The 15,192-nt window shown below is 73.4% G+C and carries 15 protein-coding genes; 4 read left to right on the top strand and 11 right to left on the bottom strand.

From position 1 onward, the window contains the following. The first annotated feature begins 260 nt into the window (after positions 1-260). Positions 261-1,046, top strand: a complete 786-nt coding sequence (locus ACFYZR_RS11980; RefSeq protein ID WP_391908682.1) for a hypothetical protein — start codon at positions 261-263, stop codon at positions 1,044-1,046. 209 nt (positions 1,047-1,255) lie between these two features. Beyond that, entirely contained in the window at positions 1,256-1,576 is a 321-nt protein-coding gene (locus tag ACFYZR_RS11975; protein ID WP_391908679.1) for a hypothetical protein, read from the top strand. Positions 1,577-1,618: 42 nt separating this feature from the next. On the opposite strand, the gene der is transcribed toward ACFYZR_RS11975, so the two are convergent. From der to ACFYZR_RS11955, 4 genes are all read right to left on the bottom strand, one after another. After that, positions 1,619-3,079, bottom strand: a complete 1,461-nt coding sequence (gene der, locus ACFYZR_RS11970; protein ID WP_391908676.1) for a ribosome biogenesis GTPase Der — start codon at positions 3,077-3,079, stop codon at positions 1,619-1,621. Between the two features lie 65 nt (positions 3,080-3,144). Beyond that, positions 3,145-3,846: a lysophospholipid acyltransferase family protein gene (locus tag ACFYZR_RS11965; protein WP_391908673.1), complete on the bottom strand. Its 702-nt coding sequence runs from the start codon at positions 3,844-3,846 to the stop codon at positions 3,145-3,147. Then, entirely contained in the window at positions 3,780-4,508 is a 729-nt protein-coding gene (cmk, locus tag ACFYZR_RS11960) for a (d)CMP kinase (protein ID WP_391908670.1), read from the bottom strand. Before cmk ends, ACFYZR_RS11965 begins: the two co-directional genes overlap by 67 nt. A gap of 134 nt (positions 4,509-4,642) precedes the next feature. Beyond that, positions 4,643-5,728 carry a prephenate dehydrogenase gene (locus ACFYZR_RS11955; RefSeq protein WP_391908666.1) on the bottom strand — a complete coding sequence of 362 codons (1,086 nt, stop codon included), beginning with the start codon at positions 5,726-5,728 and terminating at the stop codon, positions 4,643-4,645. Between the two features lie 84 nt (positions 5,729-5,812). Here ACFYZR_RS11955 and ACFYZR_RS11950 point away from each other — a divergent pair, with 84 nt between their 5' ends. Both ACFYZR_RS11950 and ACFYZR_RS11945 read left to right on the top strand, forming a co-directional pair. After that, positions 5,813-6,175 carry a DUF952 domain-containing protein gene (locus ACFYZR_RS11950; RefSeq protein ID WP_391908663.1) on the top strand — a complete coding sequence of 121 codons (363 nt, stop codon included), beginning with the start codon at positions 5,813-5,815 and terminating at the stop codon, positions 6,173-6,175. 75 nt (positions 6,176-6,250) lie between these two features. Next, positions 6,251-6,424, top strand: coding sequence for a hypothetical protein (locus ACFYZR_RS11945; RefSeq protein ID WP_391908659.1), 174 nt, complete (start codon positions 6,251-6,253; stop codon positions 6,422-6,424). Positions 6,425-6,462: 38 nt separating this feature from the next. On the opposite strand, the gene ACFYZR_RS11940 is transcribed toward ACFYZR_RS11945, so the two are convergent. The 7 genes from ACFYZR_RS11940 to ACFYZR_RS11910 form a co-directional block, all read right to left on the bottom strand. Next, positions 6,463-7,791: a pseudouridine synthase gene (locus ACFYZR_RS11940; protein ID WP_391908657.1), complete on the bottom strand. Its 1,329-nt coding sequence runs from the start codon at positions 7,789-7,791 to the stop codon at positions 6,463-6,465. Beyond that, a complete protein-coding gene (gene scpB / locus ACFYZR_RS11935; protein WP_391908654.1) occupies positions 7,791-8,438 on the bottom strand; it encodes an SMC-Scp complex subunit ScpB in 648 nt (215 codons plus the stop codon). The genes ACFYZR_RS11940 and scpB overlap by 1 nt, the downstream gene beginning before the upstream one ends. Further along, the gene (locus ACFYZR_RS11930; protein ID WP_391908652.1) at positions 8,435-9,679 is read right to left on the bottom strand and encodes a segregation/condensation protein A; all 1,245 of its coding nucleotides are present in this window, start codon (positions 9,677-9,679) and stop codon (positions 8,435-8,437) included. The genes scpB and ACFYZR_RS11930 overlap by 4 nt, the downstream gene beginning before the upstream one ends. 68 nt (positions 9,680-9,747) lie before the next feature. Next, a complete protein-coding gene (locus ACFYZR_RS11925) occupies positions 9,748-10,278 on the bottom strand; it encodes a hypothetical protein (RefSeq protein ID WP_391908649.1) in 531 nt (176 codons plus the stop codon). Further along, on the bottom strand, positions 10,263-11,393 hold the full coding sequence (locus tag ACFYZR_RS11920) for a ParA family protein (RefSeq protein ID WP_391909752.1): 1,131 nt from the start codon (positions 11,391-11,393) through the stop codon (positions 10,263-10,265). Before ACFYZR_RS11920 ends, ACFYZR_RS11925 begins: the two co-directional genes overlap by 16 nt. Positions 11,394-11,715: 322 nt before the next feature. Beyond that, positions 11,716-12,831, bottom strand: coding sequence for an alanine dehydrogenase (gene ald / locus ACFYZR_RS11915; protein WP_391909749.1), 1,116 nt, complete (start codon positions 12,829-12,831; stop codon positions 11,716-11,718). Between the two features lie 193 nt (positions 12,832-13,024). After that, a complete protein-coding gene (locus tag ACFYZR_RS11910) occupies positions 13,025-15,184 on the bottom strand; it encodes a tetratricopeptide repeat protein (RefSeq protein ID WP_391908646.1) in 2,160 nt (719 codons plus the stop codon). Between the last annotated feature and the right edge of the window lie 8 nt (positions 15,185-15,192).

The raw sequence follows: 15,192 nt of genomic DNA, 5'->3' as shown, positions 1-15,192 counted from the left end.
TCCCCATGCCGCCGTATGCCGCGGATCCGTCCCGGGCCCGCCTCTTCCGAGAGGTTAGACCGTGGGAGGGGTCACGGGGTTGGCCTTGATCGCCAAGTCGTGCCGCAAGCGTTGCCCCATCGGTAGCCGCGCCCGGGAACTTTTCCGGAGCGTGACCCATGCCATGGATCATCCGTTGTCTCCTTACGAGCCGGGAACCACCCGGTTCATCCGCGCCCTGCGACGAGAACAACCGACCTACCAGGTTTCGAGGAGCCCCCGTGCCGCGCATGCTCGCTGTCAGCGACGAGGTACGTGCCGAGATCGGCGACGAAGAGGCGGAGCGACTGCTCGGCGGCGAGAACGCCCCGGATGTGTACGACTGCACCTCCTGCCGTACCCCCGGCCACACCGCCCAGGTGCCCACCAGCACCGTGCTGTTCGTCGGCGAGGAGACGGCCGTACTGGCCTTCGCCCACGCCAGTTGCATTCCCTCCCAGGTCGTCCCGGTCTCCGAGGAGCAGCTGCAGGGCGCCGTCGCCTCGATCACGGCCGAGGGCGGCGGGCCCACGGGCATCCGGCGCGAGGTGCCGCTCCAGGCGGAGCTGGGGGTGACGAGCGGGCTGGTGCTGGTGGGCGGCGAGGTGGTGCCGGCGCTGGTGGTCGAGCCGCTGGGGCCGATCGCCCGCCCGGGCACCGACGGGCCGGTGGATGTGTTCCTGGAGCTCCTCACCGAGCAGGGCTTCGCCCCGGTCACCGATGTCAGCCGGGCCCCGGCGGTGCTTCCGGGCTGGTCGGTGCTGCTCGCCATGGGCCGGCTGCACGCGGTCCTCCAGCCGCCGACCGGCGGTGCCGCGCCCCAGGCGTGGTGGCAGGCGCACCAGGCGATGCAGGTCGCCGACGGCTGGCGGGCCGCCGTCAACAAGACGCGCAAGGTGCTGGTCTACTGCGCCCCGGTGGGGACGATCGGCTCCCAGCCCCGGGAGGACCTGCTGCGGGAGGCGCTGGACCGGGCCGCGGCGAACGGGCGTCTGGTGGGGGCGGCCATGCCGCTCGCGGGCACATGAACGAGGGGCGCGGATACGGGTACGAGGCGGACGAGCCGGAGTCGCACTCCCCGGCGAACCAGGACTTTTATCCCGTTGTCCACCCGGGCCGGACGCTCCCCGCCATCCATTCGCCGCGTGGACCGCATCCGACGGGCCTTGAGGTCGTTGGCAGGGATGTGTACTCATACGAACCCGCCCGGACCTCGTACCCGAACCACATCCCCGGCATGCGGCCACCCCGCGACGCCTCAGCGGAGAGTCACCCCGCCTCGGTCACCCCGATCTTCGACGCCCTCTGCTCCGAATACCGGCGGGCCTTCCGGGCCCTGCCCGGTGACCGCTCCGGCGAGGAGGAGCTGACCTTCAAGGCCTTCGGCCACCGCGGCACCTACGGCTACGTCGGTCAGCTCACCGGCCCGGCCGCGTACCCCGGCCCCTCGGGGTCGGGGTACAACGCGGTCTGGGATTCGTACTACGGACGGCAGCGCGGCGGTCAGCTGCCCGCGCTGCCCCCGGGACAGCGGGACGGCCGCGGCCGGGGCTTCTAGAAGGACTCCCCCGCGCCCCGAGCCGCCCCGGCGTGCCCCGCGTTACTTCTTCTTGCCCCGCTTCTCACGGACGCGCACCGAGATGTGGATCGGCGTGCCCTCGAAGCCGAACTCCTCGCGCAGCCGGCGCTCGATGAAGCGGCGGTAGCCGGCCTCGATGAAGCCGGAGGCGAAGAGGACGAAGCGCGGGGGCTTGGTGCCCGCCTGCGTGCCGAAGAGGATGCGGGGCTGCTTGCCGCCCCGGATCGGGTGCGGGTTGCCCGCGACGAGCTCACCGAGGAAGGCGTTCAGCCGACCGGTCGGGACACGCGTCTCCCAGCCCGCCAGAGCCGTCTCGATCCCGGGGACGAGCTTCTCCATGTGCCGGCCCGTGCGCGCCGAGACATTGACCCGCGGCGCCCAGGAGATCTGCTGGAGCTCGGTCTCGATCTCGCGCTCCAGGTAGTAGCGACGCTCCTCGTCGAGGGTGTCCCACTTGTTGAACGCGATGACGATGGCGCGGCCGGCCTCGACGGCCATGGTGACGATGCGCTGGTCCTGGACGCTGATGCTCTCGCTGGCGTCGATCAGGATGACCGCGACCTCCGCCTTCTCCACCGCGGCGGCGGTGCGCAGGGAGGCGTAGTAGTCGGCGCCCTCCTGGAGGTGGACGCGCTTGCGGATGCCCGCGGTGTCCACGAACTTCCAGGTGGTGCCGCCCAGCTCGATCAGCTCGTCGACCGGGTCACGGGTGGTGCCGGCCAGCTCGTTGACGACGACCCGCTCCTCGCCCGCGACCTTGTTCAGCAGGGAGGACTTGCCGACGTTCGGACGGCCGATCAGCGCGATGCGGCGCGGACCGCCGAGCGCGGCGCCGAAGGTCTGGGCCGGGGCCTCGGGCAGCGCCTTGAGGACCTCGTCGAGCATGTCGCCGGTGCCGCGGCCGTGCAGCGCGGAGACCGGCATCGGCTCGCCCAGGCCCAGCGACCACAGCATGGCGGCGTCGGCCTCGGAGGAGGGGCCGTCGACCTTGTTGGCGCACAGCACGACGGGCTTGCCCGCGCGGCGCAGCAGCTTGACGACGGCCTCGTCGGTGTCGGTGGCGCCGACGGTGGCGTCCACGACGAAGACCACGGCGTCGGCGGCCTCGATCGCGTACTCCGCCTGGGCGGCGACGGACGCGTCGATGCCGAGGACGTCCTGCTCCCAGCCGCCGGTGTCGACGACCTTGAAGCGGCGGCCGGCCCACTCGGCCTCGTAGGTGACCCGGTCACGGGTGACGCCGGGGCGGTCCTCGACGACGGCCTCGCGGCGGCCGATGATGCGGTTCACCAGGGTCGACTTGCCGACGTTGGGGCGGCCGACGACGGCGAGCACGGGCAGCGGGCCGTGGCCGGCCTCGCCGAGCGCGCCCTCGACCTCGTCGGCGTCGAAGCCCTCCTGCGCCGCGAGCTCCATGAACTCCGCGTACTCGGCGTCGCCAAGCTCACCGTGCTCGTCGCCGGTGTGGATCTGGTCGTCCATGAAGTCCGTTCCTCGTTCTTCTGTATCGTCGGCGGACCCTTACGGCCCGCTACTTCAAGTCTCGGTCAGCGGCCGGTCAGCCGCTTGGCGTCCGCCAGGTGCGCGCCCAGGCGCTCCTGGACGCGCGTGGTCGCCTCGTCCAGCGCCTTGCGCGTGCGCCTGCCGCTGCCGTCACCGGCCTCGAACGGGTCTCCGAAGACCACGTCGACGCGGCCGCGCAGCGGCGGCAGCCCCCGGACGGCCCGGCTCCTGGCCTCACCGCTGCCGAGCACCGCCACCGGCACGATCGGCGCGCCCGACCGTACGGCGAAGTAGGCCAGCCCCGCGCGCAACGAGGCGAAGTCGCCCTCGCCCCGGGAGCCCTCGGGGAAGATGCCCAGCACGCCGCCGTCCGCCAGGACCTTCAGCGCGCCGGTGACGGCCGTGCGGTCGGTGCCCGAGCGGTCGACCTCCAGCTGGCCGATGCCGCGCAGGAAGGCGCCGAGCGGGCCCACGAACGCTTCCTTCTTGATCAGGAAGTGCACGGGCCGGGGGGCGGTGCCCATCACCATCGGGCCGTCGACGTTGTGGGTGTGGTTGACGGCCAGTATGCAGGGCCCGGTGGCGGGCATCCGCCAGGCGCCCAGCACCCGGGGCTTCCACAGCCCGTACATCAGGCCGATGCCGATCCGCCGCCCGACGGCGGCACCGGAGGACGAGGTCACGCCGACCGCTTCTCCTCGCCCTTGGTCGCGCTCCGCCTCGACTCCACCAGGGTGACCACGCACTCGATGACCTGCTCCAGCGTCAGCTCGGTGGTGTCCACCTCGACGGCGTCGGCGGCCTTGGCCAGCGGGGAGGTCTTCCGGCCGGAGTCGGCCGCGTCCCGCTTGATCAGGGCGGCCCGGGTGGCGGCCAGGTCGGTGGCCTCCTTGCCCTTGAGCTCACCGCTGCGGCGGGCGGCACGCGCCTCCGGGGAGGCGGTGAGGAAGATCTTGACGTCGGCGTCCGGGAGGACAGTGGTGCCGATGTCCCGGCCCTCGACGACGATGCCGTACGGCGCCTCGGCGGCGATGGCGCGCTGGAGCTCGGTCATCCGGGTGCGCACCTCCGGCACGGCGCTGACCGCGCTGACGGCCGAGGTGACCTCCCGGGTGCGGATGGGCGCCGAGGCGTCCGCGCCGTCGACCATGATCGTGGGCGCGGAGGGGTCGGTACCGGAGACGATCTCCGGCTTGCCCGCGGCGTCCGCCACGGCGGCCGGGTCGTTCACATCGATGCCGTTGCTCAGCATCCACCAGGTGATCGCCCGGTACTGGGCGCCGGTGTCCAGGTAGCGCAGGCCCAGCTTGGCCGCCACGGCCTTGGACGTGCTGGACTTGCCCGTGCCGGAGGGGCCGTCGATGCCGACGACGACTGCTGCCGGAGCGGTCCGGGCGGCGGTTTCCACGGTGTTGTGCACCTTCCTCGTACACGGGGCGTTTCCTGGCGGATCGCCTTGATGGCTCACTCAAGGTTACTGGCTCGCCGGACCGGCCCGCGCCGCCGTACGGCCCCGGGGCCGTACGGGCCCCGCCGGCGGCCCTACTGGCGGACCGCCCAGCCCCCGTCGCGCAGGGTCGCGGCCAGGCCCGCCGCGGCCGTGGGCTCGACCATCAGCTGGATCAGGCCCGACTGCTGGCCCGTGGCGTGCTCGATCCGGACGTCCTCGATATTGACGCCCGCGCGGCCCGCGTCCGCGAAGATCCGGGCCAGCTCGCCCGGCTGGTCGCCGATGAGGACGATCACCGTCTCGTAGGTGGCCGGGGCGGCGCCGTGCTTGCCCGGCACCCGGGCCCGGCCGTCGTTGCCGCGCCGCAGCACGTCCTCGATGCCGGCCGCGCCGCCCTGGCGCTTCTCCTCGTCGGCGGACTCCAGGGCGCGCAGCGCCCGTACGGTCTCCTCGAGGTCGGCGGCGACGCCCGCGAGGACCTCGGCCACCGGCCCGGGGTTCGCGGAGAGGATGTCCAGCCACATCCGGGGGTCGGAGGCGGCGATCCGGGTGACGTCGCGGATGCCCTGGCCGCACAGGCGCACGGCCGTCTCGTCGGCGTTCCGCAGCCGGGCGGCGACCATGCTGGAGATCAGCTGCGGGGTGTGGGAGACCAGCGCGACGGCCCGGTCGTGGGCGTCGGCGTCCATCACGACGGGCACCGCCCGGCACAGGGCGACCAGCTCCAGGGCGAGGTTGAGGACCTCGGTGTCGGTCCCGTGGGTGGGGGTGAGCACCCAGGGCCGGCCCTCGAAGAGGTCGGCGGTGGCCGCCATGGGCCCGGAGCGCTCCCGGCCGGCCATCGGGTGGGTGCCCAGATAGCCCCTGAGGTCGCAGCCGAGCGCCTCCAGCTCGCGGCGGGGGCCGCCCTTGACGCTGGCGACGTCGAGATAGCCGCGGGCGACACCGCCCCGGATCGCCTCGGCGAGGGTCGTCGCGACATGCGCGGGGGGCACGGCCACGATGGCCAGGTCCACGGGCCCGTCGGGCGCCTGGTCGGTACCGGCGCCGCGCGCCGCGGCCGTACGGGCCTGGGCGGGGTCGTGGTCCATCAGGTGCACCCGCACACCGCGGCCCGCGAGGGCGAGGGCGGCGGACGTGCCGATCAGTCCGGTTCCGATGACGAGGGCGGTTCTCACGTCCCACAGCCTAGTGGGGCGGCCGGGGCGGCATGATCGGGCACAGCCGTGATCCGGACGGTCGCGTCGGGTAGAACGATGTCCATGATCTATCACGTGGTGCCCCTGGACGACTGGCTGGCCGTGCCCGACCGCCCCTACTCCCCCGCCTCCCTCTCCGAGGAGGGCTTCGTCCACTGCTCGCCCGACGAGGCGACCACGCTGGCCGTGGCGACGGCGTTCTACCGCGATGTGCCGGGGCCGCTGATGGTGCTGCTGATCGACGAGCACAAGCTGGACGTGATGGTCCGCTGGGAGGCCGCCGCGCCCGCCCCGCCGCCCGGCGTGGCCCCCGGCACCCTTTTCCCGCACGTCTTCGGCCGGATCACCCGCGACGCGGTCGAGGGGATGATGGAGATCCAGCGCGACGAGGAAGGCCGGGCGACGGGGCTGGCGGTGTGGTCGTGACCCCGGTTTAACGATCTGCTGCGCACGGGCGCGCTGTCGCTCGACGTCGGCGGTCAACGGGACCGCTTCCTGGCCGTGCGCCACGGCGAGGTGCCGTGGGCCCGGGCCGAGGCGTGGGCGGCACGGCTGTTCGAGGAGTGCGAGGAGGCACTGCGGGGCACGCCGCTGCCGGCGGAGCCGGACACGGCGCGTGTGGAGGACTTCCTGATACGGGTACGCCGGACGGGCATCAGCCCGTCCGGCGTTTGAGGACCGGGGTCCGGGGCGGAGCCCCGGGACACCGTGACCTACAGGTCGACCTCGCGCATCAGCATGCCGACCTCCGTGTTGGTCAGGCGGCGCAGCCAGCCCGACTTCTGGTCGCCCAGGGCGATGGGGCCGAACGCGGTGCGGACGAGCTTCTCGACCGGGAAGCCCGCCTCGGCGAGCATCCGGCGGACGATGTGCTTGCGGCCCTCGTGGAGGGTGACCTCGACGAGGTAGTTCTTGCCGGTCTGCTGGATGACGCGGAAGTTGTCCGCGCGGGCCCAGCCGTCCTCCAGCTGGATGCCGCTCTTGAGCTGCTTGCCGATGTCGCGCGGCAGCGGGCCCGTGATGGCGGCCAGGTAGGTCTTCTGCACGCCGTACTTGGGGTGCGTCAGACGGTGGGCGAGCTCACCGTGGTTGGTGAGCAGGATGATGCCCTCGGTCTCCGTGTCGAGCCGGCCCACGTGGAAGAGGCGGGTCTCACGGTTGGTGACGTAGTCGCCGAGGCACTGGCGGCCGTCCGGGTCCTCCATGGTGGAGACGACGCCGGCCGGCTTGTTCAGCGCGAAGAACAGGTACGACTGGGTGGCGACCGTCAGGCCGTCGACCTTGATCTCGTCCTTCTCCGGGTCGACGCGCAGGCCCTGCTCGGTGACGATCCGGCCGTTGACCTCGACGCGGGCCATCTCGATCAGCTCTTCGCAGGCGCGGCGCGAGCCCATGCCGGCACGGGCCAGCACCTTCTGCAGGCGCTCGCCCTCCTCCTCGGCGCCGGGGAAGGTCTTGGGCGTCTTCACCTGCGGCTTGTTGTGCCGCTCCCGGTTGCGCTCCTCGATCTTGGCGTCGAGTTCGCGCGAGCGGGCGGGGGCGTACCCGTGCCCGCGGGCGGGACCGCTGCTGCGGCCGCCGGAGCCGGCCGTGGAGCTCTTGCGGGGGCCGCCCTTGGCGCCACCGCGGGCCGCCGCGCCGCGGCCGCTGGTGGGGCCGGTGGTACGGCCGCTGGTGGCACCGCCGCGAGTGCGCTCGGCGTCGGGGCCCACGTCGTACCGGCGCTCCTCGGGGCGCGGACGGCGCGGACGCTCCTGCGGCCTGTCGTCACGCCGGTCGTCACGCCGGTCCCCGGAGCGACCGCCGTCGTAGCGGCCGCCCTCGGAACGGCCGCCGCCGTAGCCGCCGCCACCGGAGCGACCGCCCTCGGAACGCCCGCCGCCATAGCTCCCGCCGCCGGAGCGGCCACCGCTCTCGGGGCGCCCGCCGCCGGAACGGCCGCCGCCCGCGCGCCCGCCCCCGGACGCCGGACGGGGAGAGCCCGCCCGACCGCCCCGGTCGTCCCGGTTGCCGCTTCCGCTGTTCCTGCCGCTGCTTCGCATCAAAGTTCCGTCTTGTCGTCCGCTTCGGTGTCCGGGGCATCCGGATCGAATGACGGCACTCCCTCCTGGGAGTCGCCCTCGACCGCTTCCGCCTCGGGGAGGAACGGCGCGAGCTCGGGAAGCTCGTCCAGGCCGCGCAGGCCCATCCGCTCCAGAAAGTAGTTCGTCGTCCTGTACAGGATCGCACCTGTTTCGGGTTCCGTCCCCGCCTCCTCCACCAGGCCCCGCTGGAGGAGGGTGCGCATGACGCCGTCGCAGTTCACTCCGCGTACGGCCGAGACCCGTGAACGGCTGACCGGCTGACGGTACGCGACCACGGCCAGAGTCTCCAGCGCGGCCTGGGTGAGCCGGGCCTGCTGGCCGTCGAGGACGAAGGCCTCGACGGCGTCGGCGTACTCGGGGCGGGTGAAGAAGCGCCAGCCGCCCGCCACCTGGCGCAGCTCGAAGCCGCGCCCCTGGATCGTGTACTCGTCGGCCAGCTCGCGCAGCGCGTCGGCGATCTCGCGGCGGGGCCGGTCGAGGACCTTCGCGAGGTGCTCGTCGGTGGCCGGCTCGTCGACGACCATCAGGACGGCCTCCAGCGCGGGCTTCAGGGCGAGCCCGGCCACGCCCGTGGGGGCCTCCTCGGGGTACGTGGTCTCGGTCACCGTGCGCTCTCCTCGGGCTCGGTCTGCGGATCGGTCTCCGGCTCGGTCCGGGGCTCGGTCTGGGGCTCGCGGTCGAACTCGTCGGTCACCAGCGGGGCGGCGTCGTCCGTGCCGCCCGTCCAGCGGACCGTCAGCGCCCCCAGCGCCTCGCCCTGGTCCAGGGCGACGGCCTTCTCGCGGTAGAGCTCCAGCAGGGCCAGGAAGCGCGCCACGACCGTCAGGGTGTCCGCGGCGTCCGCGGTGAGCTGGGCGAAGGTCGCCTCGCCCGTCGCCCTGAGCCGCCCCACGACGACCTCGGCCTGCTCCCGGACGCTGACCAGGGGCGCGTGGATGTGGTCGACGTAGACCTGCGGCGGGGGCTTGGGCCGCATGGCCTTGACGGCCAGCTCGGCCAGCCGCTCGGGGCCGATGCCGAGGACGACCTCGGGCAGCAGCTCCGCGTGGTGCGGCTCCAGGCCGACCGTACGGGGGTGGCGGCGGCCCTCGTGGGCCAGCCGGCCGCTGAAGATCTCCGCGATCCGCTTGTACGCCCGGTACTGCAGCAGCCGGGCGAAGAGCAGGTCGCGGGCCTCCAGCAGGGCGAGGTCCGCCTCGTCCTCGATCTCGGCGGCGGGCAGCAGCCGGGCCGCCTTGAGGTCGAGGAGCGTCGCGGCGACGACCAGGAACTCGGTGGTCTGGTCCAGGTCGAAGTCGGGACCCATGGCCCGGATGTGCGCCATGAACTCGTCGGTGACCTTGGAGAGGGCCACCTCGGTGACGTCGAGCTTGTGCTTGGCGATCAGCTGGAGGAGGAGGTCGAAGGGGCCCTCGAAGTTCGCCAGCCGGACGGTGAACCGCGCCTCGCCTCCGGCGGGGGCCTCCGACGGGGCGGGCTCCTGCCCCGGGGCCGCAACGGCTCCCGGCTCACCGGCCGTACCGTCCACGGCTTCCGCCGCGGGGCCGTCCGGCGCTGCGGCCGCGGTACCCGGCTCGGATGTAAGGTCCGGCACGGCCGTCACGGGAGCCGGCGGCTCGGGGGCACTTTCGGCAGCCGTGGCCGTGCGGTCCTCCGTCGGCGCGGCCGTCGCGGGAGCCTGCGGCTCAGGGGCGTTCCCGGCGGCCGTGGCCGTGCTGTCGTCCGCGCGCGTCGCGGCGGCGGCCGGCAGGGCCGGATCCTCGTCCCGGGCCTCGCCACCGGCGGGCGACCCGCCCGGGCCTCGGCCGAGCGAACGGCGGGCCGGGGTGGAGGCGGGTGAAGGCATCGGTATTCCAGAGTGCGGGGCGGAACGCGGGAGTGCGGCTACGCGGGAGGCTAGCGCAGCGGAACCGCTCAGCGGCCGCGCAGGCGCCGTACGAGGATGCTCGCGTCGCCGCGCTGCTCCAGGTCCGCCAGGACGACCGCGACGGCCTCCCGGACGATCCGGCCCCGGTCGACGGCGAGCCCATGCTCGCCGCGCAGCACCAGCCGGGCGTGTTCGAGGTCCATGAGCTCCTCGGCGGAGACATAGACCGTGATCTTCTCGTCGTGCCGCTCCCGGCCGCTGGGGCGGCGCCCGGCCGCGCGGCCGCGGCGCTTGGGCTGGCCGGCGGCGGGCTCGGCCGTGCGGGCCGCCGGGGGCTGGGGGGCGGCGGTGCGCCGCTCGGCCTCCGGCTCCTGGCCCGGGGTGGCGGGGCCGCGGCCCTCGGGGACGGCGGCGGCCGTCTTGCCCGGCCGCTCGCCGTCGGGCGCGTCACCCGGACCCGGCACCCTCGGTGGCGTCTCGCCGTTCGCCTTGCGGCGCGGGCTGGAGGCCTGGAGCCCCATCCCGCCGGTGGTGCGGAACAGTTCGTCGGCGCCGGGCAGGCTCACTCGGCGTGACAACGGGCGAGCACCTCCCTGGCCAGCTGGCGGTACGCGGCGGCGCCCACGGAGTTGGACGCGTAGGTGGTGATGGGCTCGCCCGCGACCGTGGTCTCGGGGAAGCGGACCGTACGGCCGATGACCGTGTGGTAGACGTGGTCGTCGAACGCCTCGACCACCCGCGCGAGGACCTCGCGGCTGTGGACGGTGCGCGAGTCGTACATCGTGGCGAGGATGCCGTCGAGCTCCAGCTCCGGGTTGAGCCGCTCCTGGACCTTCTCGATGGTCTCGGTGAGCAGGGCGACACCGCGCAGCGCGAAGAACTCGCACTCCAGGGGGACGATCACCTTGTGAGCCGCCGTCAGGGCGTTGACGGTGAGCAGGCCCAGCGAGGGCTGACAGTCGATCACGATGTAGTCGTAGTCGGCCATCAGGGGCTTCAGGGCCCGCTGGAGGGTGGACTCGCGGGCCACCTCGCTGACCAGCTGGACCTCGGCCGCTGACAAATCGATATTGCTGGGCAGCAGGTCCATATTGGGGACCGCCGTCTTCAGCAGGACCTCGTCGGCCTGCATGCCCCGCTCCATGAGCAGGTTGTAGACCGTCAGGTCCAGCTCCATCGGGTTGACGCCGAGGCCGACGGAGAGCGCGCCCTGCGGGTCGAAGTCGACGAGGAGCACCCGGCGGCCGTACTCCGCCAGCGCGGCACCCAGATTGATGGTCGAGGTGGTCTTGCCGACCCCGCCCTTCTGGTTGCACATGGCAATGATCTTGGCCGGGCCGTGGTCCGCCAGCGGTCCGGGGATGGGGAAGTACGGCAGGGGGCGCCCGGTCGGGCCGATGCGCTCACGGCGCTGACGGGCCGCGTCCGGCGCGAGCGTGGCCGCGTACTCCGGGTCGGGCTCGTACTCCGCGTCGGGGTCGTAGAAGTGCCCCTCGGGCACCTTCTCGTAGTCGGCGAGACGGGTGGACTCCGCCCCGTCGCCGGCCATGGCGTTCATGTGGTGACCGTCCATGCTCTGGTGGGCTGTCGTCATGCTCTGGATGTCCTGGTGCGCTGCGTGTGCTGAGTAGGTGTGGACAGCGACGGAGCCGACAGCGTGGAGTCCCACGGGACTCGGCGCCTGCGCAGGGATTCCTGGGTGACCACCCCCGGGAGCAAATGTCGACTCATTCACAAGTCGTCCTACCTCCTTGGTGACCAGGAAACATCTAGATACGTCAGCGTGGCACCATGCCGACGGTTGGCGACTCTATGGCGTGTCGGCGGTCCACAGCAACACAATCCGCCGGAGACGGCACGATGTGTCGGCAATCGAACACCCTTCTGTCAAGGGTGTTCGGCGGATAACCCGGAAGAATCACGGGCGGGTCAAACCATGGCGAAACGCCCCGGCCGGGCCTTGCTGCGCAAGGCCCGGCCGGGTATGTGCTCGTCGTCGGTCGACGCCTTCGGGGTCAGCCGAGCAGGGTGCTCAGTTCGACATGCGGCAGTCCGTGCGCCTCGGCGACCGGGCCGTAAACGACCTGACCCTCATGGGTGTTGAGACCCTTGGCGAGGGCGGCGTCGCGACGCAGCGCCTCCTGCCAGCCACGGTTCGCCAGCTCCACGATGTAGGGCATCGTGGCGTTGGTGAGCGCGTAGGTCGAGGTGTTCGGCACCGCGCCCGGCATGTTGGCGACGCAGTAGAAGACGGAGTCGTGGACCTGGAAGGTCGGCTCCGCGTGGGTGGTGGGACGGGAGTCCTCGAAGCAGCCGCCCTGGTCGATCGCAATGTCGACAAGTACACTTCCGGGCTTCATCTTGGCGACGAGCTCGTTGGTGACCAGCTTGGGGGCCTTGGCGCCCGGGATCAGGACGGCGCCGACGACGAGGTCGGCCTCGACGACGGCCTTCTCCAGCTCGAAGGCGTTGGAGACGACCGTCTGCACCTTGGTGCCGAAGACCTTGTCGGCCTCGCGGAGCTTGTTGATGTCCCGGTCGAGCAGGGTGACGTGGAAGCCCATGCCCACGGCGATCTGGGCGGCGTTCCAGCCGGAGACGCCGGCGCCGATGACGACGGCCTTGCCGGCGTGGGTGCCCGGGACACCGCCCGGCAGCACACCGCGGCCGCCGACCGAGCGCATCAGGTGGTAGGCGCCGACCTGCGGGGCCAGCCGGCCCGCGACCTCGGACATCGGGGCGAGCAGCGGCAGCGCGCGGTTGGCGAGCTCGACCGTCTCGTAGGCGATGGCGGTGGTGCCGGACTGCAGCAGCGCGTCCGTGCACTCGCGCGAGGCGGCCAGGTGGAGGTAGGTGAAGAGGGTCTGGCCCTTGCGGAGGCGGTGGTACTCCTCGGCGATGGGCTCCTTGACCTTCAGCAGCAGGTCGGCCGTGGCCCAGACCTCGTCGGCCGAGTCCAGGATGGCCGCGCCGGCCCCGACGTACTCGGCGTCGGTGATCGAGGAGCCGAGACCGGCCCCCTTCTCGACGAAGACCTGGTGGCCGTTGCGCACCAGCTCGAGCACGCCCGCGGGGGTGATGGCCACGCGGAATTCGTTGTTCTTGACCTCGCGGGGGATGCCGACCTTCACGTCGATCACGGTCCTTGAATCAGAGAATGACAGGCTAATCCTGATATGCCGGGCATACCAGAGCAGACCGCGGCGAACGCGGCCCAGCCAGTCTATTGAAGGATTGCGCGATGTCTAGCCTTGCAATGCATCAATCTTTGCGCGATGCGCCACTGATTTCTTAGGTAGAAGATCCGTTACCCTGCGGTACCCCCTACTGGACCCCCGGCAGCTCCTCCCCCACTCCCGGGACATCCGGAGCAGCCGGGGCGGCGGGCGCGCCCGGCCCGTCCAGCAGCCGCTCCGCACAGCCCCGGTGCCGCAGCGCCCCCGCCGCGTCGCCGAGGCGCTCCAGGGTCTCCGCCAGCCGCAGCCGCAACCCCGCCTCCAGCCGGGCGTCCCCGGCCGCCTGCGCGGACTCCACCGCCTCCAGCGCGGTGCGCGCCGCCTCGCGCGGGCGGCCCGTGTGCTCCTGCGCCCACGCGGCCTCGCCCAGCGCCCGGGCGTGCCCGGCGTGATCGCGCAGCCTGCGGTGGGCGGCGGCCGCCGCGCGCCACTCGCGCAGGGCCTCCGGCCACAGGCCCGCGTAGCCGTGGACCGTGCCCAGCCGCCCGTACAGCCGCGCCTCGTCGGCCAGTTCCCCCCGCGTCAGCCGCAGCTCCAGGCCGCGCCGGTACCAGTCGGCGGCCCGCTGGAAGTCGCCCAGCTCCTGGTGCGCCGCACCGATGGACTCCAGCGCCCGGCTGGTGGCGTACGGGTCCCCGGCCTCGCGCGCCGCCGCGAGGGCCTGGCGGTAGCGGTCCAGCGCCTCCGGCGTACGGCCGGCCCGGGCGTCGAGGTCGCCCAGGTTCAGCAGCGCCGCGGCCTTCTCCAGCGGCATCTCGCAGCGCCGGGCCACATCGAGGACGAGCTGGTGCAGCCCGTAGAGCTCGGGCGCCGCCGCCTCCGGCCCCAGATGGGCCGTCAGGGCCCGGGTCAGCGCGGAGACCAGCCGCCGGGCCAGGGTGTCCAGCCGGCCGTCCTCCACCGCCAGCCGGGCCGCCGCGAGCAGCGCGGGCAGCCGGGCCAGCAGCCACTCCTCGGCGGCACGGCGGGAGGGGAAGCGCAGCGGCCGGGGCAGCTGCTCGATCCTGCGGCGGACCGCCGGATCGTTCCGCTCCGTGGTGGCGCGGCAGGAGTGCAGCTGACGGACGGTCCGCTCCAGCATCCGCGCCCGGGCCAGCTCGACCTCGCCGGGGCGCTCCTGGGCGTGCAGCAGCGTGCCGAGCAGGGGCGCCAGACAGCTGGGCACCCGGTACTGCGGGGGCAGCCCGTCCGGGCCCTCCCCGGGGGTCTCGGGGCGCAGCAGGCCCCGGGCTGTCAGGTCCTCCAGCACGGACTGGGCGGTGCTCAGCGAGGTGCCCGCGAGCGCGGAGGCGGTGTGGGCGTCGGCCAGTCCGGCGGGGGCCAGCGCGAGCAGGTGCAGCAGCCGGGCGGTGGGCGCGGGCAGGGCCTCGTAGGCCAGCCAGAAGGCCCGTGCCAGCAGCCGGCCGCCCTTCTCGTGGCCGTCGGCGGGCGGCAGCTCGCGCAGCCGCTTGGCCGCGTCGACGACCGTCGTCTTGGGCTGGGCGGCGAGCCAGCCGCCGACCAGCACCAGCGCGGCGGGCTGGCCGCCGCACTCCTCGACGACCGTCTTCGCGGCCACCGGGTCGCAGGTGATCCGGGTGGGTCCGGCGAACCACTCCAGCAGTTCGACGGCCGCCGGGGTGTCCAGGCCGCCCAGCGCGCAGGGCCGGACGTCCGGCACCCCGGTGAGCGGGCCCCGGGAGACGGCCACGATCAGGCACTCGGGCTCGTCGGGCAGCAGCGGGTCCACCTGTTCGGCGCCCGCCGCGTCGTCCAGGACGAGCAGCACCCGCCGCCCGTGGAGGGCGTCGCGCAGGGCCTGGGTGAGCTCGTCCTCCTGGGCCCCGGCCGGTACGGGCGCGCCGAGCTCGGCCAGCAGGGCGCGCGCGGTCCGTTCGGTGGGCACGGGTGCCCCGTCGGCGCCCGTCAGCCGGGCGCGCAGTACTCCGTCCGGGTAGTCCACGGCGAGCTGCCGGGCGAGCTCCTCGGCGAGCGCGGTCCGGCCGGAACCGGGCCGTCCGGCGATGAGCAGCACCCGGCCGCGCGGCTTCTTGCGGCCGGAGAGGGTGTCCAGGCCCGCGCGCACGATGTCGGCGCGCAGCTCCTTGAGCTCGCGCTGCCGGCCGACGAACAGCTCGGTGCGCTGGGTCGTGAAGGACGTCGTACGGGTGAGCCGCTGACGGGGGCTCACCACGGGGGCGGGGCCGGGCGGCCGCCGCTCGGGCGGGACCACCGCCGGTCCGCCGGTCTCCACCGTCCGCTCCGCCACGGGTCCAC

It is taken from the genome of Streptomyces sp. NPDC001678, assembly GCF_042892945.1.
GTDB lineage: Bacteria > Actinomycetota > Actinomycetes > Streptomycetales > Streptomycetaceae > Streptomyces.
This window is presented reverse-complemented; position numbering and strand designations above follow the sequence as displayed.